The following is a 17,170-nucleotide window of genomic DNA, read 5'->3' as shown; positions in this document are numbered from 1 at the left end:
GGTAAGATTCGACAATGTATCAATTCGATTCTTATCGCTAAATTCCTGCAAGCTCTTTCTTATTTCCTAGTATTTTTATTGGAATCCAATGCGATTGGAAGCACCGCCCCAGTCCGTGCCGTTCAGCCAATCCCGCTTGCGCCCTTTGTCCAGATCGCTGCGCAGACCGAGCACCAGCTGCTCCAGATCGATATGGTCGTCATACCGCTTCTGCAGGGCCGCGGATACGTACAGCTCGTTGAGCTGCGCGAGCGAAAATCCCTGGGTACGCTGCGCCGCTTGGACGGCCTGCTCTTCTCCGGCCAATTCGGGCAGCCCCTTGCGGCGCAGGTAAGACAGGCGGAGCGACTCGTCCGGCAGCTTGACCTCGTACGCGCGATCGAACCGGCCTGCTCGATTAATTAGCGCGGTATCGATTTTTTGCGGATAATTGGTCGTTCCGATCAGGAATACGCCTTCCTTGGCCGTCGCGCCGTCCAAAATGTTCAGAAAAAACGACCGGCACGAATCGGGCATCGAATCGATGTCTTCGATGACGAGCACCGAAGGCGCCTGCTTGACGGCTTGCGGCGAATACTTCGCGAATCGATTCGCTGTTCGTATACTCGGTAATTTGCCAGTAAAAGACCGGCGACTCGACGCTTCCGGCGATCGATTTGACGAGCGTCGTCTTGCCGTTGCCCGGCTTGCCGTAGAGCAGGATGCCCCGCTTGTACGGAATCTGGTACTGCTCGAAAAACGTCCGGTCGCCGCCGAAAAATTCGTCGACGGAACGGAAGATCTGCTGCTTGAGCGTCTCGTCCATCACTACTTCATCCCGGGATATCGCCTGGGAGATCGGCTCGCGGCAATGCTGGAGGCCTTCGCGCGTGTCGGTGTAGACGTGCATGTTGCGCTCCTCCGTACGCCGCAGCTGCATGGCCTGAAGACAGGAGATAAGCTGCTCGTCGTCTGGCGCGAAAATCAAGTCCTCGGTCGAGAGCAGTCCCAAATGGACGAGCATCGGCATCCGAACCAGCGCGACGCGATATTCGGGATAAGCGAACAGATTGTTGCGGACCGACGGACGCATCCGGTAGTTCGTCTCGCCGAGCTTCGGCTGAAAAGAGATTTGGCGGGATTCGACAAGGTCGAAGACGGCTGCAACGTGAACGAGTCCCGGATAATCCGACTCGATGTCTTCGGCCAAGCCGTCCCATACGTCTCCTTGATCCGCCTGGTCGTAAAGCTTGAACTCGCAACCGAAGCGGTCCGAGAGCAAGCCGGCGATTCTCGCGACGGTCCTCGCATAATCGAAGTAGCGCTCCGTCCCTTCCTGGGCGCGATAATCGTACGAAGCGACGAATGCCGGCGTCTGTAAGGCGGTCTGTCCTGTTTGCATGCCAATCTCCTCCTTGGTTGTAAGGTATGCGGGAATACGACTGCGTCGTATCGTAGCAAAAAACCGCAGGCGCAGGCCCGCGGTCGTTCAAGACGCGCACGAATGCGACTCCTATAGAAGAAGCGCGCGGGCAGGATGCGGTCTTGCAAGTATGAAGTTCGTCGGCGATAACGGCGAAGCAGGCGCTATAGCAGTCTGGGGGCTGCCGCCGGCTTGAGTCCAGCCAGCTCGCGCATCTCGGCGAGCGCGGACCAAGGATCGCCGTCGCCCAGATAGGTAAGCGAGAGCGGCCCCTCGTAGCCGGCCTGCCCGGCAAGCTCGACGCATCGCCTGAAGTCCATGGAATCCAGCCGTCCGGGCCCGTCCTCCCTCGCCTTGGCGTGAACGGTCTCGGCATGCGGGAGAATCGCTTCAAGCTGGCGATACTTGTCCTGCTTGAAATTGCCGAAGTCGGCCGTAAGCCCGACGCTGCCGCCCGTCTTTTCGAGCATGCGCAGCACCCGGTCGGAGGTGCTCAGCGAAACGCCGAGATTTTCCGTGACGACCCGGACGCCGGCATGCCCCGCATATGCCGACAACAGCGCAAGCGATTCGGCGGCCCGGACGAACGACGCTTCGTCGTCGCCGTCCCCCGCGCCGACGCGGACGCGGCGAAAGCCGGCTTCGGCGGCCGCGTCGATCCATTCGCGGTACAGCGCCATTTCCGCGTCGCGCCTGGCCGCATCGTTCGTGCCCGGATCGCCGAAGTCGAGCAGCAGGGAGTTCAGCTCCACCCCCGCAAGCGCCGAGATCCGCCTTATTTCGGCCAGTCCCTCCGTCGAACGGTCCTTGAGATGCGGATAAGCGAGCTCGATACCGCCGTATCCTTCGGCGCCGAGCCGGGCGATCAGCTCGGCCAGCCCGAGCCGCTCGGGATGTACCTCTACGCTCGTCGTCAGCGCCGATGCATCAGCATCCCACTCTACGTACGTCAACGGACCCATCCAATTTTCAAAAGTCCAGCTATTGATATGATGCTTCATCCTGATCGCTCCCCCCCGACGAGCATGGTTAAACCGCATACCCCTAATTAAACGCGGAAAGCGTATTCCAAACCGCTCGCAGCAAAAACGGCGCTCGGGCATTGTTGGCCCAAGCGCCGGCGACCCATTTGGCGACCCATTTCCGGGGAAATATCAGTAGATCCGCAGAACGAACAGCAGAATGGCGAAAAAATGCGCGATCGAGCCGCCGAGCACGAAGAGATGCCAGATCGCGTGATGGTAGGGAAAGCCGCGCCACACGTAGAAGATCGCGCCGATCGTATAGAGCAGTCCGCCGCCGATGAGCAGCTGCATCCCTCCCGTCGACAGCGCCTCAGTGAGCGGTCCCCATGCGAACACGATCATCCAGCCCATCAGAATGTAGACCAGCGTGGACAAGTAAAGGAACTTTTTCGTAAAAAACGCTTTGAAAATGACCCCGCCGATCGCGAGCCCCCAGACGAGTCCGAACAACGTCCAGCCCAGCGGGCTGCGGAGCACGGTCAACAGAATCGGCGTGTAGGTGCCGGCGATGAACAAATAGATGCACGAGTGGTCGAAGGTCTCGAACAGATCCTTCAGCTTGCCCTCTTGGAGCGCGTGAACGAGCGTCGAAGCCGTATACAACAGGAGCATGGTCGTACCGTAGATCGCGAAGCTCGCCACATGCCAGGCGGTCCCGTACAAGCTCGCGTAAACGATCAGAATCGTTAGCGCCGATACGCTGAGCACCGCGCCCAATCCGTGGGTAATGGCGTTGGCCACTTCTTCTCTGCGTGTGTACACGTAGGTGTTCGCCATCTTCAGATCTCCTTCCGAATGCGGACTAGCTCCTTCTATTTTAACATCGGCTCTTTAAAAAACGAAACCGCGCTTCTTAGGTCAAATAGTCGATTAAGGGAAACGCTTGGAGGGGGAGCGGCGTCCAGGCGGCGCTTCTGCATTCAACATATGCGCGGACCCGCCCAGAGGTGAGCGCACGGCGCCGGGCGTTGTGTTCCTTCCGAATATGCGTGAGACGGGGCATCCAGGGGTACAAAGGGGTAGCAAGCTTAAGCGAATCGACTCAATAGGAGGGAATGGAATTTGGAGACGCGTAAATTCGGCAAAACCGACATGAAGGTGTCCGTCCTCGGCTTCGGCAGCGCCGAGATCGGCATGGACAGCTCGAAGGCGACCGACCGCGAGGTCGGCGATCTGCTCAACGCGCTGCTCGACGAGGGCGTCAACGTGCTGGATTCCGCATCAAGCTACAAGCGCAGCGAAAGCCTGATCGGTCAGCTCGTCTCGAGCCGCCGCAGCGAATACTATATTTTCAGCAAGCTCGGCGAGGGCGAGAGCGTCGGTCTTCCTTACCCGGATTGGGACGTTCGCAACGTGCGGCCCAGCATCGAGCGCACGCTGCGGGATTTGCGGACCGATTATGTCGACCTCATGATGATCCATAGCTGCTCGGAAGCCGTACTCCGCCAGGGCGACCTGATCGAGGCGCTGCGCGACCTGAAGCGCGAAGGCCTGACGCGTTATATCGGCTACAGCGGCGACAGCACGGATGCGCTGTACGCGGTAAATACCGGCGTCTTCGACGCGCTCGAGACGTCGATCAACATCGCCGATCAAGAGGCGCTGCAGCTCACCGTGAGCGAGGCGGCCAAGCGCGACATGGGCATCATCGCGAAGCGTCCGATCGCCAACGCGGTGTGGGTGCGCCAAGGGCTGGAGAATGCGCCCGACCCTTATATCGAGCGGCTGGAGAAGCTGAACTACCCGTTTCTGAAAAACGACTCCGACGCCATCGCCGAGAAGGCGCTCCGTTTTGTGCTCTCGGTCCCTTACGTGGACACGGCCATCGTGGGTACGACCAACCTGTCGCATTTCCGCCAAAACATCGGCTACGCGGCCAAGGGCAAGCTGCCCGATCGCGAGATCCTCGACATCCGCAATCGCTGGCTGGAGGTTCAGGAGCCGGCTTGGGCGGGGTTGAAGTAGGCGACAGCAGACCGGCAGTAGCACCGTAGACAAGCAGGAGCTGCGGAACGGCAGATTATAGCAGCAAGAATTGACGAATGTGTCCAATCTCGGGTTGCCGGCATGCGCCTCCCCCCTCTATAATGTAACTATCGAGACGAAGAACGTCCCGCCAGCATTCCCTTCGGGGATTGCCGACGGGGCGTTTTTATTTAGAACGGGAGGTTGGAGTCGATGGGATTCGAGCAGGCGCACGAAGCCTTTATCGCGCAGCATCTGTCTGCGAGATCGGGCGAGCGAAGAGGCAGACTCGAGCGCGGGCATCGTGAAGCGGAAAAGTTGTTTTGTAAAAACGTATGGTGGAAGCTGCACGGTCACTTCGACGGGCTGCATCCGGAGTACGAGGTGAGAGATTGGCGCGGCTTGTCGTACTTTTGCGATTTTGTATGGATCGGGCCGGCCGTCAAGCTGGTCATCGAGATCAAGGGCTTCGGCCCGCACGTACGGGACATGGACCGGCAGAAGTACTGCAACGAGCTCAACCGCGAGACCTTCCTGACCGCCATGGGCTATCAGGTTGTCAGCTTCGCTTACGACGACGTGGCCGCGAGGCCGGAGCTGTGCGTGACGCTGCTGCGATTGTTGCTGAGCCGCTTCCAGGCGCAATCTTCTCACCTCGGTATGGACAAGCTGCTGGAACGCGAAATTATTCGAATGGCCGCCACGCTTCCAAATTCCCTACGCCCCGTCGATATCGTACAGCATTTTCGAATCGGTCACCGGACAGCGCTTCGGGCGCTGAACGCCTTATGTAAAGCCGGGTTATTCACGGAAGTACGCGGACCGAAAGAAAGCCGGATCGTACGATACGAAGCAACGGAAGCGGCCTGGAGGTTGTTATGACGCAGTATTCGCCGGCCTATGGAGCGGATATCGTCGAGAGTAGCTGATTAGTTGTTAAAAGGCTGTTATTTCGGCGGCTCAAGGGGGGGGCAAGCTTTGATAGTTGTTAAAAGGCAGTTATTTCAGCGGAATATCCGAGTAGGGAGTCGCTTTTGGAGAATTAACTGCCTTTTGACTCTTATTCGGCGAGATTTATCGCGTAAGGCAGAATTAAATGCTTTTTGACACTTATCTGAATTGGCGTCACTGGGAACGGTGTTAAATTGCCCCGGGGGTGCCAGGCTTGATGGGGTTGCCGGGGTTGCCGGGGTTGCCGGGGGTTGCCGGGGGTTGCCGGGGGTGCCGGGGTTGCCGGGGGTGCCGGGCTACTGGCAAAAAAAACGCCGGAGGCGTATCCTCCGGCGCGGGTCTTGCGATTACTTATTAATAGAGGTGACAGGCGACGTAGTGCTCCGGCTTAATCTCTTTGAACTCGGGCATCGTCTTGGCGCAGATGTCCATCGCGTGCGGGCAGCGCGTGCGGAACGGGCAGCCGCTCGGCGGATTGAGCGGGCTCGGGATCTCGCCCTTCAGGATGATGCGCTCGCGCGACTTCTGCTGCTCGGGATCGGGCAGCGGGATCGCGGACAGCAGCGACTGCGTGTACGGGTGCAGCGGGTTTTCGTTGAGCTCGTCCGAATCGGCGACCTCGACCAGCTTGCCCAGGTACATGACGCCGATGCGGTCCGAGATGTGCTTGACCATCGCCAGGTCGTGCGCGATGAACAGATAGGTCAGGTCGCGCTCGCGCTGCAGCTTCTTGAACAGGTTGACGACCTGGGCCTGCACCGATACGTCGAGCGCGGAGATCGGTTCGTCGGCCACGATGAACTTCGGCTCGATGGCGAGCGCGCGCGCGATGCCGATCCGCTGGCGCTGGCCGCCGGAAAATTCGTGCGGGAAACGGTTCGCATGCTCCTCGTTCAGGCCGACGGCGTCCAATAGCTCGGCGACGCGTTCCGTGCGCTTGCGGCCGGAAGCCAGCCCGTGAATCTCAAGGCCTTCGCCGATGATCTTGCCGACGGTCATCCGCGGATTTAGCGACGCGTACGGGTCCTGGAACACCATTTGCATTTCCTTGGTGAACTTGATCCGCTCCGACTTCGTGAGCTTGCTCACGTCGCGGCCGTCGAACTTGATGCTGCCGGACGTCGGCTCGTACAGCTGCATGATCGTGCGGCCGGCGGTCGACTTGCCGCAGCCGGACTCGCCGACGAGCCCGAACGTCTCGCCGCGGCGCACGTTGAAGTTCAGTCCGTCCACGGCCTTCAGCACGCGGCCGCCGGACAGATGAAAATGCTTGCGCAGATCCGTCAATTCGAGAATAGGCGCGTTTGCGTTAGACATGTGCGGCACCCCCCTGCCTCGATCGGCCTGTCTACCTTGGGGGCGTCCGGATGGTTCAGCCAGCACTTGGCCGTATGAGCCGGTCCGTCGATCTCGAACTGCGGCGGATCGTTGTCCGTGCACACCTTCATCGCGTACGGACAGCGCGCCGCGAACGCGCAGCCCTTAGGCGGTGCGTACAAATCCGGCGGCGTGCCGGGGATGGACGACAGCTCGCTTTTTTTTGTCGCTGTCGAGGCGAGGCACCGACTTCAACAGTCCCCAGGTATAAGGATGACGAGGATTATAAAAGATATCGTGCAGGCTGCCCTGTTCGGCCACCTGCCCTGCGTACATGACGATCACGCGCTGCGCAAGCTCGGCGACGACGCCGAGATCGTGCGTGATCAAAATGATGGACGTGCCGGTCTTCTCCTGCACGTCGCGCATGACGTCCATGATCTGCGCCTGGATCGTCACGTCGAGCGCGGTCGTCGGCTCGTCGGCGATCAGCAGCTTCGGATGGCAGGCCAGCGCGATCGCGATCATGACGCGCTGGCGCATACCGCCGGACAGCTCATGTGGATATTGATGGATGCGGCCTTCCGGATTCGACATGCCGACGAGCTTCAGCAGCTCGATCGCCCTTGCGAGCGCCGCGCTCTTCGACAGCTTCTCGTGCTTGCGGATGCCTTCGGCGATCTGCATGCCGACGGTCATCGTCGGGTTCAGCGACGTCATCGGGTCCTGGAAGATCATGCCCATCTCGGCGCCGCGAACCTTGCCCATCTGGGACTCGCTCAGCTTGGTAATATCGGTCTTGCCTTCGTATACGATCGAGCCTTCTTTAATATAGCTGGGCGGCGTCGGCGTCAGACGCATGATCGTCTGCGCCGTGACGGACTTGCCGCTGCCCGATTCTCCCACGATCGCGAGCACTTCGCCTTTATCCAATCTAAAGGAGACGCCGCGAACCGCTTGTACCTCGCCCGCATGCATCTTGAACGATACGCGCAGGTTGTTCACATCCAATAGAGGCGTGCTCATCGGACTCTCCTCCTTATTTTCTCATCTTCGGATCGAGCGCGTCCCGCAGGCCGTCGCCGAGCAGGTTGAAGCTCAGCAGGATCAAGCTGAACACGATGGTCGGGAATACGAGACGGTGCGGATGATAGCGCATATAGGCGGCGCCGTCGCTCAGCAGGTTGCCCAGCGATGCCAGCGGCGGCTTGATGCCGAGGCCGATGAAGCTCAGGAAGGCTTCGGCGAATATGGCGGTCGGCACGACGAACGTGATTTGAACGACGATAACGCCGAGCGCGTTCGGAATGAGATGCTTAAGGATAATGCGAAAAGGCTTGGCGCCAAGCGCTCTGGCGGCCAATACGAACTCTTGCTCCTTTAACACGAGCATCTGTCCGCGCACGAGTCTGGCCATCGACACCCAGCCGGTGATGGCATAAGCCAATATAATCGTCGATACGCCCGGCCCGAGCACCATCAGCAGCAGGATGGAGAGCAGCAGGTACGGGATCGAGTAGATGACTTCGATGAAACGCTGCATGAAGTTGTCGACCTTGCCGCCGAAGTACGCGGAGATGCCACCGTACAGAACGCCGATCACGAGATCGAGCAGCGCGGCCATGATGCCGATGAACAAAGATATGCGCGCGCCCCACCAGACGCGCGTCCACAGATCGCGGCCGAAATCGTCGGTGCCGAAGTAGTGGGCCGCCGACGGGCGAAGATTGACTGCGCTGGGATTCTGCGTCTCGTAATCGTAGCCGCTCACAAGCGGCACGATGAGGGCGAGCAGCGTGACGACGATCATGACGACAAGTCCGGCCATGGCCAGCTTGTTTTTCTTCAGGCGCCGCCAGGCGTCCTGCCAGTAACTGACGGAAGGGCGAAGAATCGCTTCTCTGTCGCCAGACTTGACCGCCGGCTCGAATTGGCTCTTGGCGATGTTGTCCACTCGTTATCTCCCCTTCCCTAACCGAATCCGCGGATCGACCAGGCCGTACGCGATATCCGTGATGAACATGACGAAGATCAGTATCGCCGCGTAAAAGATCGCAAGACCTGCGATCATCGTGTAGTCCGTCGTCAGGATCGACTGCACGAACTGATGGCCGAGCCCCGGCACGGAGAAGATCGTCTCGACGACGAGCGTACCCGTGACCACGTTGGCCGCGATCGGACCGAGAATGGTGACGACAGGCAAAATGGCGTTGCGGATCATATGGTTCCAGACGATCGCGTTGCCGCCGATGCCCTTGGACTTCGCGGTCTTGATATAATCCTGGCTGGCGACGTCGAGCATCGATGCCCGCATCATGCGCGCCAGAATCGCGATCGTGCCGAACGACAGCGCGAGCGCCGGCAGCACGCGGTGCTCCGGTCCGTTCCACAAGCCGGGGGGCAGCCACCCGAGCTTAACGCCGACGAAGTATGAGAGCAGCGGCCCGATGACGAACGAAGGCACGGAGATGCCGATGATCGCGATGAGCATCGCGGTGTAGTCTCCGGCCTTGTTGTGCCTCAGCGCCGCGAAAATGCCAAGTAAGAGGCCGATGATAACGGCAAAAATCAATGATTCGATACCCAGCTCAAGCGATGCCGGGAAATTGTGCTTGATGATCTCGACGACTTCGCGCGTCGGATATTGATAGGAGACGCCCAGGTCCCCCTCGAACCACTTGTCCCATATACTTCAAGTATTGCTGCCAGACGGGTTTGTCCAGGCCATATTGCTCCCGCAAAATCTGCAGATTTTCGGGCGACAGCTTCGATGCGTTCTCGCCGAACGGATTGCCCGGCAGCAGCTTCATCAGGAAAAACGTAACGGTAACGACGACCCACAGCGTAATGATCATATAAAGAAATCTGCGCAAGGTGTACTTCAGCATGGAAAACCCTCCCTTCAATGGATTTACAAGCGTCAAGCACATGAAGGAAGCCGTTCAAGAACGGCCTCCCTCATGGTTGGCGTTGACTGTACCAGGTGCGTTAGTCGTAAAGCGAGCTTGACGCTTGTCTTATCCTTCGAAGTGAGCCCACTTCAGTTCGAAATCGGGACCGTAAGGCGGCAGGATCAGATCCTTCAGCTTCGGATTGATGACGAACGGCGAGGAACGGAAGTACAGCGGCGTGACTGCGGCTTCGCTCAGCAGGATCTTCTCGGCTTGCGCCATTTCGTCCGCGCGCTTCGCGTTGTCGGTCTCAAGCTGCGCGGCCTTGATCAGCTTGTCGTATTCGGCGTTCGACCAGTCTTGCGTGTTGAACGAACCGCCGGTGAGGAACATGTCGAGCCACGTCATCGGATCGTTGTAATCCGCGCCCCACAGGCTGCTGACGATCTGGTAGTTCTTGGAGAGTTCGCGATCCAGACGGTTCGCGTGCGGCAGCGGCTCGGTCGTGACGTCGACGCCCAGGTTCGTTTTCCATTGGGAAACGAGGTATTCGAGCATCTTCTTGCCGGTCTCGGTGTCGTCGCCGATGATGGACAGCTTCGGCAGCTTTTGGCCGGATTCTGCGAGGCCTTCGGCCAGCAATTCCTTCGCCTTGGCTGCATCGAACGCGGCTTCGGTGTCGCCGACGACCGTGCGGAAGTCCTTGCCGTTGCCGTCCTGGTTGCCGGCCGGCACGAAGCCGGTCGAAGGGACGGAGCCGTTCTTCAGAACGAGGTTGGCTACGCCTGCGCGGTCGATCGCCATCGTGAACGCTTGGCGTACCTTGACGTTGGCGAATGCCGGAACCTTCGTGGCCTGGAAGTTCAGGTAACCCGTGACGAGCTCCTTCTTCATTTGCAGGTCAGGCTTGCCGTCGTATGCGAGCATCTGATCGCCCTTGACGTCCGCATAGTCGGTCGCGCCCGTCTCGTACAGGTTCAAGCCCGTGGCCGTATCCTTCACGATGTTCAGCGTAACCTTCGTCAGCTTGACGTTGGCGGCATCCCAATACTTGTCGTTCTTCTCGAGCACGAGCTGCTGCTCGTGATCCCACTTCGTCAGCTTGAACGGACCGGCGCCGAGCACCTTGTCCGCATCCGCGCCGCTCTTGTCGCCTTGAGCGGATACGAACTTCTCGTTCTGCGGGTAGAAGTTCAGGAACGCGAGCTGGGACGTGAAGAACGGAACCGGGTGGTCCAGCGTAATCTCCAGCGTCGTGTCGTCCTTGGCGACGACGCCCATCTTGTCCTGGGCGGCTTTGATCGCGGCATCGTCTTTGGCGGCGAGCACGTCGTTGCCGCCCTTGATCCAAGCGACCATGAAGGCGTAAGTCGCCTTCGTGCGCGGATCGACGGTGCGCTTGTACGAATAGGCGAAGTCCTTCGCGGTCAGCGGATCGCCGTTCGCCCAGGTCAGTCCGGACTTCAGCTTGATCGTATAGACCAGGCCGTCTTCGGAGATCGTCGGCATGCCGTCGGCGAGCGCCGGCTGCGGCTGCAAATCTTTATCCAAACGGTACAGACCTTCGCTGACGGCGCCGAGGATCGTAAACGAGGCGGCGCTCTCCGCGATCGATACGTCCAGCGCGGGCGGATCCGCACGGTAGTTCATCACGAGTTCGGTCTTGGAGGAGCTGGACGGCGCGCTCGCGCTTGCGGACGAGCTGGCGCCGGAGCTGGCGCTTGGGCTGCTGCCTGCGTTGTTATTGTTGTTGCCGCAAGCAACCAACGAAGCGCCGAGCAGCGTCAACGTAAGAATACCTGACACAATCTTCCTTGTCTTCATGTACTGGCCTCCCCCAGAATTTTGATCGAGCAAATTTCGCATGAACTTTTTCCAGTTTTCTAGCGGTTGCTCTCTCTCCTAGGCGATTATAAAGCAAGATTATTAATAAATCTATGATTATTTGCACAATTTTTAATCAAACGTTGAAATAATTTTTACGTGTTTTAGCGTATAAAAGCGGTTATTCTTTAACGCGTTTTCCCTTTACCGATGGAAAGTGATAAATGAAAGCGAATTCTTTTGTGAATTATTCATAAACAATCGTTCAATAGAACCATTACATGTCACTAGCATGTCAGTTACCAGATATTTCACTTAACTGGAAATCACAACGGATCGTTTTGCGTATGTTCGGCGATTAAATCCATCTTCAGCTTCCAAGCTTTTTCGCTCAAGTTGACCCGATACAGCTCCGGATTAAGCTTGCGCAAGTACTGCGGCCAAAATTGACCGAGCTGCGCGTCATGGTATGCGCGAATCTCTTCGAGCGAAGGCAGCGGAACCGCAAGTTCGCCGTCGACGATCACCGGCTTCAGAAGCGGCACGGCGTCGTAACGTTCGATATACTTGTGAATATAAGGATGCACCGGGTCAAACAGCTTGATCCGGCGTCCTTCGCGAATGTCGGCTTCGTCTTTGAGGGCGATATAATCTCCCTCCGCCTTGCCTGTATCGCGGCCGATGATCCGGTAGACGTCCTTGAGTCCCGGCGTCGTCACCTTCTCCGGATTGGCGGAGATCTTGATGACCGGCTCGAACGCGCCGTTCCTGGAGATCGCGACCATCTTGTACACGCCGCCGAGCGAAGGCTGATCGGCCGCCGTGATCAGCTTCGTGCCGACGCCCCAAACGTCGATGCGCGCGCGCTGGCTTTTCAGATTGTCGATAATGTGCTCGTCCAGATCGTTGGAGGCGGTGATCTTGACGTAGGAGAGCCCGGCCTCGTCAAGCATGTCCCGCGCCCGCTGCGAGAGATAAGCCAAGTCCCCGCTATCCAGACGGATGCCGACCATGCGCTTGCCCGACGCTTCGAGCATCTTGCCGATCCGGATCGCGTTCGGCACCCCGCTGCGAAGCGTATCGTACGTATCCACGAGCAGCGTCACCTGGTCCGGGAGCGCCTCCGCATATTTGCGGAACGCCTCCTCCTCCGTGCCGAACGCCTGCACCCAGGCATGCGCGTGCGTTCCTTTGGACGGGATGCCGAACAGCATGCCCGCCCGCATGTTCGAAGTCGCATGGAAGCCTGCGACATAGGCCGCCCTGGCCCCCCAAACGGCGGCGTCCGCTTCCTGCGCCCGCCTGGTGCCGAACTCCAGCAGCAGATCGTTGGGTGCGACCTGCCGGATTCGCGAAGCCTTCGTCGCGATCAGCGTCTGGTAATTCAGGAAATTCAGCATCGCCGTCTCGATGAGATGCGCTTCGAAGAGGCGAGCTTCGACGCGCACGAGCGGCTCGTTCGGAAAGGCCAGCGTTCCTTCGGGCATCGCGTGCAGGCTGCCCGTGAAGCGGAAAGAACGGAGCGCCTCGAGAAATCCCGGCGCGTAATTTTCCTCTTGCTGCCTCAAATATTCGAGCTCCCGTTCTCCGAAGCGCAGCGCCTCGATGTAGCGCACGATCCGATCGAGACCCGCGCAGACGGCATAGCCGTTGCCGAACGGCAGCTTGCGGAAATAAATCTCGAAGACGGCCCGCTCGTTCAGCGTTCCCTGTACCCAGTGCGCGTACATCATATTGATCTGGTACTTGTCCGTATGGAGCGTGAGACCTCCCTCGTCCATCGTCCGTCCTCCTCCGGGGCAAGGTCGGATCGGCGATCCCGCTCCCGCCGATCCGATCTTCCTGTATTATGCGTGCCCGCCCGGGCGTTCATTCCCTTGGCAAACGCGGAAATGTCAGCCACGCGTCGCAACGCGAAAAGCCGGGCGAAAGCGCCCGGCCAAACCTTGTATAAAACGCGATCCCGTGCCCTCAAAAACGAATGCAGGATGCCGCAGCGCCTGATTCCTCTCCATCCCGGTCCTCCTCGGCATGAGACGCGCGCCCGCCGTGCGGCGGACGATTTGCCATAATCATACCCGAATGGAAACGAAACGAATCTCAGAACCCCGGCGGTCCGAACGCGAACCGCTCGATCTCGGCCAAGCCGCTGCGGTCTCTGGCGCTGTACCACGCGAACGCCCCGGCGAACTTGCCGGCCAGCTCGCGCCGCAGCGGCTCCCGCTCCTCGGGCAGCAGCCCGTCGGCGAAGCTGCGGACGAGCATCGTCCGCTCCGCAAGTCCCGCCTTGGCGATGCCGGCCAGCAGCCTGTCGTCCGCGGCATGCAGCTTATCCTTGAACACGAGCAGGAGACGGTCGAACGAGCGGTATGGAAAAAGACGAAAAAACGCCTCCGCCGGATGCGCCGCGGTGCCGTGGCCGGGCGAATCGACGAACACGGCTTCTCCGCACCTATGGATCAACGCGGCATTCGGGTCGTGCGCCCAGGAGGTCGCGTCCGTCCGCTGGCCGACGACGGGCCTCGGCACGCAGCCGCGGTCCGTCAATAGATCGAGAAGCGCCGACTTGCCCGCCCCCGGCTGCCCGAGAATGGCGATCTTGCGCGTTCGCGGGATCACCGCGAGCTCCGCGGCGAGCCGCCTCAGATTGCGCTCCAGCACCGTCGGCTCCGCGCCGGCGCCTGTACCGCTCCTTGCGCTTCTTGCCTTCGCATTCGCGGGTGCGCCCGTGCCTGTGTCGCCGACCGCGCGCCTCGTCTTCGCGCTCACGGCTGGCGCTCGATTCCGAGCTCCCGCTCCAGAATCCGCTCCGCCAGCTCGTGGCAGTCGTTCAAGTACGACTTGCCGGCGGCGACCGTCATGCCGAAGCCGGCTGCGGCCGCGATCGCCTGGCCGACGATCGGCACGAAGCGCCCGACGGCCGTCGACGCGCTTTTGCCCGCGAACTTCTTGAGGAGGAGCATGATGCCCTCCTTGGTTCCATAGTCTAGCACGCGCTTGCCGAGCGGCAGCAGCGACGGGATCAGCTTGTTCACCTTCTCGTCGGTCAGCCCGTAAGAGGCCCGGATCTCGGCGAACATCTTGTACATGATGGACATGTCGACCCCAACGTTCACGCCGGGCACCGGATTGAGGCCGTTGGCGGCGGCGAGCCCGGCGTACTTGTATACGGACTTCTCGCACGCATCCTTCTTCGCCTCCAGGTGCGCAAGACTGAACGCCTTGGCCGAACGCGCGTACTTCTCCTGCAGCGCCGGCTCGAGCGCCGCCTTGATCCCGTCCACCAGCTCGCTCAAGCCCTCGCGGGTCCGGCAGCTGACGAAGTAAACCTGTTCGGGCGCCCCGACCTGGCGCGCGACGTCGGCTGCGATCTCCGCCTTCAGCTCGTCTGTCGTGCGCCCGTCCTCCCACAGGTCGTCGAGCTTGTTGCGAACGAACAGGCAGATCCGCCCTTTTTCCCGCAGCTCCTTGAAGAAGGCGGTGTCCGCCTCATGAAACTTGCCCGCGAATACGCACAGGAACAAGTCCAGCTCCTCCGGCCGAAACCGGTCCATCCACGCGTTCGGCGGAAACCGGGACGTTCCGTATCCCGGCAGGTCGACGAGCAGCAGCTCTTCGTGGGCGATGATCTGCGCCTCCACCGTCGTGTCGGTCGTCACGCCCGTGCGCGCGACCGGCTGCCCGACGATCTGATTGATGAGCGAAGACTTGCCCGATCCGGGCTGCCCGAACAGGGCGATCCGGAGCTTGGCGTTCTGCTCGTCTTCGATATCTTGCCTCAACCTCGCCGCATCTTCTCTAAGTCCCACCGCAGCTCCCCCTCTTCGCGCAACGTCTAACGAATGTTTTTACCGTAGAAAATCTCGTCCATCTCGATCTTCAGCCGCTCCGCGATCTCCGTCTGCTCGGCCTCGCTCAGCTTGTCCTTGGTGTAACCGAACAGGTAGTTGTTGAGGTCGAACTCGCGCAGCTTGCACTTCGTATGGAAGATATGCTCCTGGTATACATTGACATCTATCATATCATACGCATCAATGACGGCGTCCGGAATGTAATTCTGAATGGAATTGATGTCGTGGTCGATAAACAGCTTCTGACCGTTGATGTCCCGCGTGAATCCGCGCACACGGTAGTCGATCGTCATAATATCGGTGTCGAACGAGTGAATGAGATAGTTAAGCGCCTTGAGCGGCGAGATCTCGCCGCAAGTCGAGACGTCGATGTCCGCGCGGAACGTGCTGAGACCCTCGCTCGGATGATATTCCGGGTAGGTGTGCACGGTAATGTGGCTCTTGTCGAGCTGCAACGTGACATTGGCCGGCATCGGGCCGGGCGACTCCTCGTACGATTCCGTCGGCACCTCCACGATCGGCCCCTCCGACACGAGCAGCGTCACGCTCGCGCCCTGCGGCACATAATCCTGCTTCGCCGTGTTCAGGACATGCGCGCCGATGATCTCCGCCACCGCGTTCAGAATCTTGGTCAGCCGGTCGGAGTTGTACTGCTCGTCGATGTAGGCGATATACGCCTCCCGCTCTTCCTTCGTCTTCGTGTAGCAGATGTCGTACATATTAAAGCTCAGCGTCTTCGTCAGGTTGTTGAACCCGTGAAGCGTGATGCGCTGCTCGTCGGTAAGCGCCATATCGCTCGTCCCCTCGCTTCTGTTCGGATCGTCTCCTTATTATGGCTGAGGCCAGTAGCCCCAATCCTCTAAGTATTTACCCCGATTGCGGCAAACCGGAGCATGAACGCGGGAACGTCGGGATTCGTAAAGGGCGGGCTGTACGAAAAAGACCCGCGGTAAGCGGGCTTTCGAGGCGAATCGGGGCTATTCGGCGAGCTGGTGCTGCGGCTTGGACTCCACGATCTGCAGGGAACGCGTGAGCTCCTGCAAAATGTCCGACTGCATCTGGGGATTCATATAGAGCGCCTTGATGTACGCTTGACCGGCCTGCGTGGACGTATATTGCGGCTTGAGATGGTTCAAGGTGAGCACGATGATGTCCGTCGCACACTTGTCGCAGCCGCACTTTAACGAATAGTTGGGCAATATATGCTCTTCGAAGAAGCTCACGACGATCGGTTCCATCGCATTGAATACAGATGATGCTCTCGCAAATTCCATCGCGTATAAAACTCCCTGTTGCCGTATTATTTCAATCAGCATATCACAGCGCCAAGCCTGCCGTCATTAGACCTAAGTGCCAAATGTTGCGGGCCGGCATACCCGTTAAGGCCTCCCTCGGATTGGGTAATGGAGACCAAGCGACAAAAAAAGGAGTGCTGCCCGATGTCCGAATATAAAGACTATGCCGCCGAGCTGCCCCAGTTCGATCCCGGTACGCCGGAGATCACGCCGCCGACCTCGCCCGAGATCTCGCCGGTCGTGCCGAATCCGGAGATCGTCCAGAATCCGACGCCCGAGATCAAACCGGACGCCGTGCCGCCCGACGTCAAGCCGGATGCGATCCCGCCGGAAGCGCCGCCGGAGCAGCCGAAGTAAGGCGCGGCGAACCCAATAGCAAGTGGAAGCGGGGACCGCACAGACCTTGTGCGGTTCTTGCGTTTGCGCGGTGGCTTGTGGGGCCAATGCGGTGCGCGGGCCGTGGCTCGGGCGCCGCGGGGGGAACCGCACATTTTTTGTGCGGTTCTTGCGTTGGCGGGCTGGCTCGCGGGGCTGTTCGCCGCGCCGCGGGCGGAACCGCACATTTTTTGTGCGGTTCTTGCGTTTGCGGGCTGGCTCGCGGGGCTGTTCGCCGCGCCGCGGGCGGAACCGCATATTTTTTTGTGCGGTT

Annotated in this window: 14 protein-coding genes and 3 pseudogenes; 3 read left to right on the top strand and 14 right to left on the bottom strand. The window is 59.7% G+C overall.

The window, feature by feature from the left end; genetic code table 11:
* Positions 1 to 75 precede the first annotated feature (75 nt).
* The 4 genes and pseudogenes from OMP40_RS16655 to trhA form a co-directional block, all read right to left on the bottom strand.
* The gene (locus tag OMP40_RS16655; RefSeq protein ID WP_277532866.1) at positions 76 to 543 is read right to left on the bottom strand and encodes an AAA family ATPase; all 468 of its coding nucleotides are present in this window, start codon (positions 541 to 543) and stop codon (positions 76 to 78) included.
* A gap of 94 nt (positions 544 to 637) precedes the next feature.
* Positions 638 to 805: pseudogene (locus OMP40_RS16650) on the bottom strand (AAA family ATPase); the annotation flags it as partial.
* Between the two features lie 761 nt (positions 806 to 1,566).
* A complete protein-coding gene (locus tag OMP40_RS16645; RefSeq protein WP_277532864.1) occupies positions 1,567 to 2,403 on the bottom strand; it encodes a sugar phosphate isomerase/epimerase family protein in 837 nt (278 codons plus the stop codon).
* Positions 2,404 to 2,556: 153 nt separating this feature from the next.
* Positions 2,557 to 3,204, bottom strand: a complete 648-nt coding sequence (gene trhA, locus OMP40_RS16640) for a PAQR family membrane homeostasis protein TrhA (RefSeq protein WP_277532863.1) — start codon at positions 3,202 to 3,204, stop codon at positions 2,557 to 2,559.
* Between the two features lie 285 nt (positions 3,205 to 3,489).
* Between trhA and OMP40_RS16635 the strand changes: the two genes are divergently transcribed.
* Together OMP40_RS16635 and OMP40_RS16630 are read left to right on the top strand one after the other, a co-directional pair.
* On the top strand, positions 3,490 to 4,392 hold the full coding sequence (locus OMP40_RS16635; protein WP_277532861.1) for an aldo/keto reductase: 903 nt from the start codon (positions 3,490 to 3,492) through the stop codon (positions 4,390 to 4,392).
* Positions 4,393 to 4,605: 213 nt separating this feature from the next.
* Positions 4,606 to 5,274: a DUF559 domain-containing protein gene (locus tag OMP40_RS16630; protein ID WP_277532860.1), complete on the top strand. Its 669-nt coding sequence runs from the start codon at positions 4,606 to 4,608 to the stop codon at positions 5,272 to 5,274.
* A gap of 423 nt (positions 5,275 to 5,697) precedes the next feature.
* Here OMP40_RS16630 and OMP40_RS16625 read toward each other — a convergent pair whose 3' ends face one another.
* The 10 genes and pseudogenes from OMP40_RS16625 to OMP40_RS16580 form a co-directional block, all read right to left on the bottom strand.
* Entirely contained in the window at positions 5,698 to 6,660 is a 963-nt protein-coding gene (locus OMP40_RS16625) for an ABC transporter ATP-binding protein (RefSeq protein ID WP_277532858.1), read from the bottom strand.
* A pseudogene (locus OMP40_RS16620) lies at positions 6,627 to 7,686 on the bottom strand (ABC transporter ATP-binding protein). The gene OMP40_RS16625 and the pseudogene OMP40_RS16620 overlap by 34 nt, the downstream one beginning before the upstream one ends.
* A 13-nt stretch (positions 7,687 to 7,699) precedes the next feature.
* The gene (locus tag OMP40_RS16615) at positions 7,700 to 8,614 is read right to left on the bottom strand and encodes an ABC transporter permease (RefSeq protein ID WP_277532856.1); all 915 of its coding nucleotides are present in this window, start codon (positions 8,612 to 8,614) and stop codon (positions 7,700 to 7,702) included.
* A gap of 3 nt (positions 8,615 to 8,617) precedes the next feature.
* Positions 8,618 to 9,548: pseudogene (locus tag OMP40_RS16610) on the bottom strand (ABC transporter permease).
* Between the two features lie 129 nt (positions 9,549 to 9,677).
* Positions 9,678 to 11,375, bottom strand: a complete 1,698-nt coding sequence (locus OMP40_RS16605; protein ID WP_277532853.1) for a peptide ABC transporter substrate-binding protein — start codon at positions 11,373 to 11,375, stop codon at positions 9,678 to 9,680.
* Positions 11,376 to 11,701: 326 nt separating this feature from the next.
* Positions 11,702 to 13,156 carry a nicotinate phosphoribosyltransferase gene (locus tag OMP40_RS16600; protein WP_277532852.1) on the bottom strand — a complete coding sequence of 485 codons (1,455 nt, stop codon included), beginning with the start codon at positions 13,154 to 13,156 and terminating at the stop codon, positions 11,702 to 11,704.
* A gap of 319 nt (positions 13,157 to 13,475) precedes the next feature.
* Positions 13,476 to 14,144 carry a GTPase gene (locus OMP40_RS16595; protein WP_277532850.1) on the bottom strand — a complete coding sequence of 223 codons (669 nt, stop codon included), beginning with the start codon at positions 14,142 to 14,144 and terminating at the stop codon, positions 13,476 to 13,478.
* On the bottom strand, positions 14,141 to 15,184 hold the full coding sequence (locus OMP40_RS16590; RefSeq protein ID WP_277532847.1) for a GTPase: 1,044 nt from the start codon (positions 15,182 to 15,184) through the stop codon (positions 14,141 to 14,143). The genes OMP40_RS16595 and OMP40_RS16590 overlap by 4 nt, the downstream gene beginning before the upstream one ends.
* Positions 15,185 to 15,210: 26 nt before the next feature.
* Complete coding sequence (gene speD / locus OMP40_RS16585) at positions 15,211 to 16,017, bottom strand: adenosylmethionine decarboxylase (protein WP_277532845.1); 807 nt, start codon at positions 16,015 to 16,017, stop codon at positions 15,211 to 15,213.
* 186 nt (positions 16,018 to 16,203) lie between these two features.
* Positions 16,204 to 16,500, bottom strand: a complete 297-nt coding sequence (locus tag OMP40_RS16580; protein ID WP_277532844.1) for a late competence development ComFB family protein — start codon at positions 16,498 to 16,500, stop codon at positions 16,204 to 16,206.
* A gap of 165 nt (positions 16,501 to 16,665) precedes the next feature.
* Between OMP40_RS16580 and OMP40_RS16575 the strand changes: the two genes are divergently transcribed.
* Positions 16,666 to 16,878: a hypothetical protein gene (locus OMP40_RS16575; protein ID WP_277532843.1), complete on the top strand. Its 213-nt coding sequence runs from the start codon at positions 16,666 to 16,668 to the stop codon at positions 16,876 to 16,878.
* Positions 16,879 to 17,170: the final 292 nt, after the last annotated feature.

This window comes from Cohnella rhizosphaerae, assembly GCF_029525575.1.
In the GTDB taxonomy this organism is placed as follows: Bacteria; Bacillota; Bacilli; order Paenibacillales; family Paenibacillaceae; genus Cohnella; species Cohnella rhizosphaerae.
The sequence above is the reverse complement of the archived record's forward strand: the minus strand, read 5'-3'. Positions and strand labels throughout refer to the sequence as shown.

Bases quoted from the DNA above. Each gene is read 5' to 3' on its own strand.
- OMP40_RS16645 (WP_277532864.1), bottom strand. From the start codon at position 2,403: ATGAAGCATCATATCAATAGCTGGACTTTTGAAAATTGGATGGGTCCG.
- trhA (WP_277532863.1), bottom strand. From the start codon at position 3,204: ATGGCGAACACCTACGTGTACACACGCAGAGAAGAAGTGGCCAACGCC.
- OMP40_RS16630 (WP_277532860.1), top strand. From the start codon at position 4,606: ATGGGATTCGAGCAGGCGCACGAAGCCTTTATCGCGCAGCATCTGTCT.
- OMP40_RS16625 (WP_277532858.1), bottom strand. From the start codon at position 6,660: ATGTCTAACGCAAACGCGCCTATTCTCGAATTGACGGATCTGCGCAAG.
- OMP40_RS16605 (WP_277532853.1), bottom strand. From the start codon at position 11,375: ATGAAGACAAGGAAGATTGTGTCAGGTATTCTTACGTTGACGCTGCTC.
- OMP40_RS16600 (WP_277532852.1), bottom strand. From the start codon at position 13,156: ATGGACGAGGGAGGTCTCACGCTCCATACGGACAAGTACCAGATCAAT.
- speD (WP_277532845.1), bottom strand. From the start codon at position 16,017: ATGGCGCTTACCGACGAGCAGCGCATCACGCTTCACGGGTTCAACAAC.
- OMP40_RS16580 (WP_277532844.1), bottom strand. From the start codon at position 16,500: ATGGAATTTGCGAGAGCATCATCTGTATTCAATGCGATGGAACCGATC.
- OMP40_RS16575 (WP_277532843.1), top strand. From the start codon at position 16,666: ATGTCCGAATATAAAGACTATGCCGCCGAGCTGCCCCAGTTCGATCCC.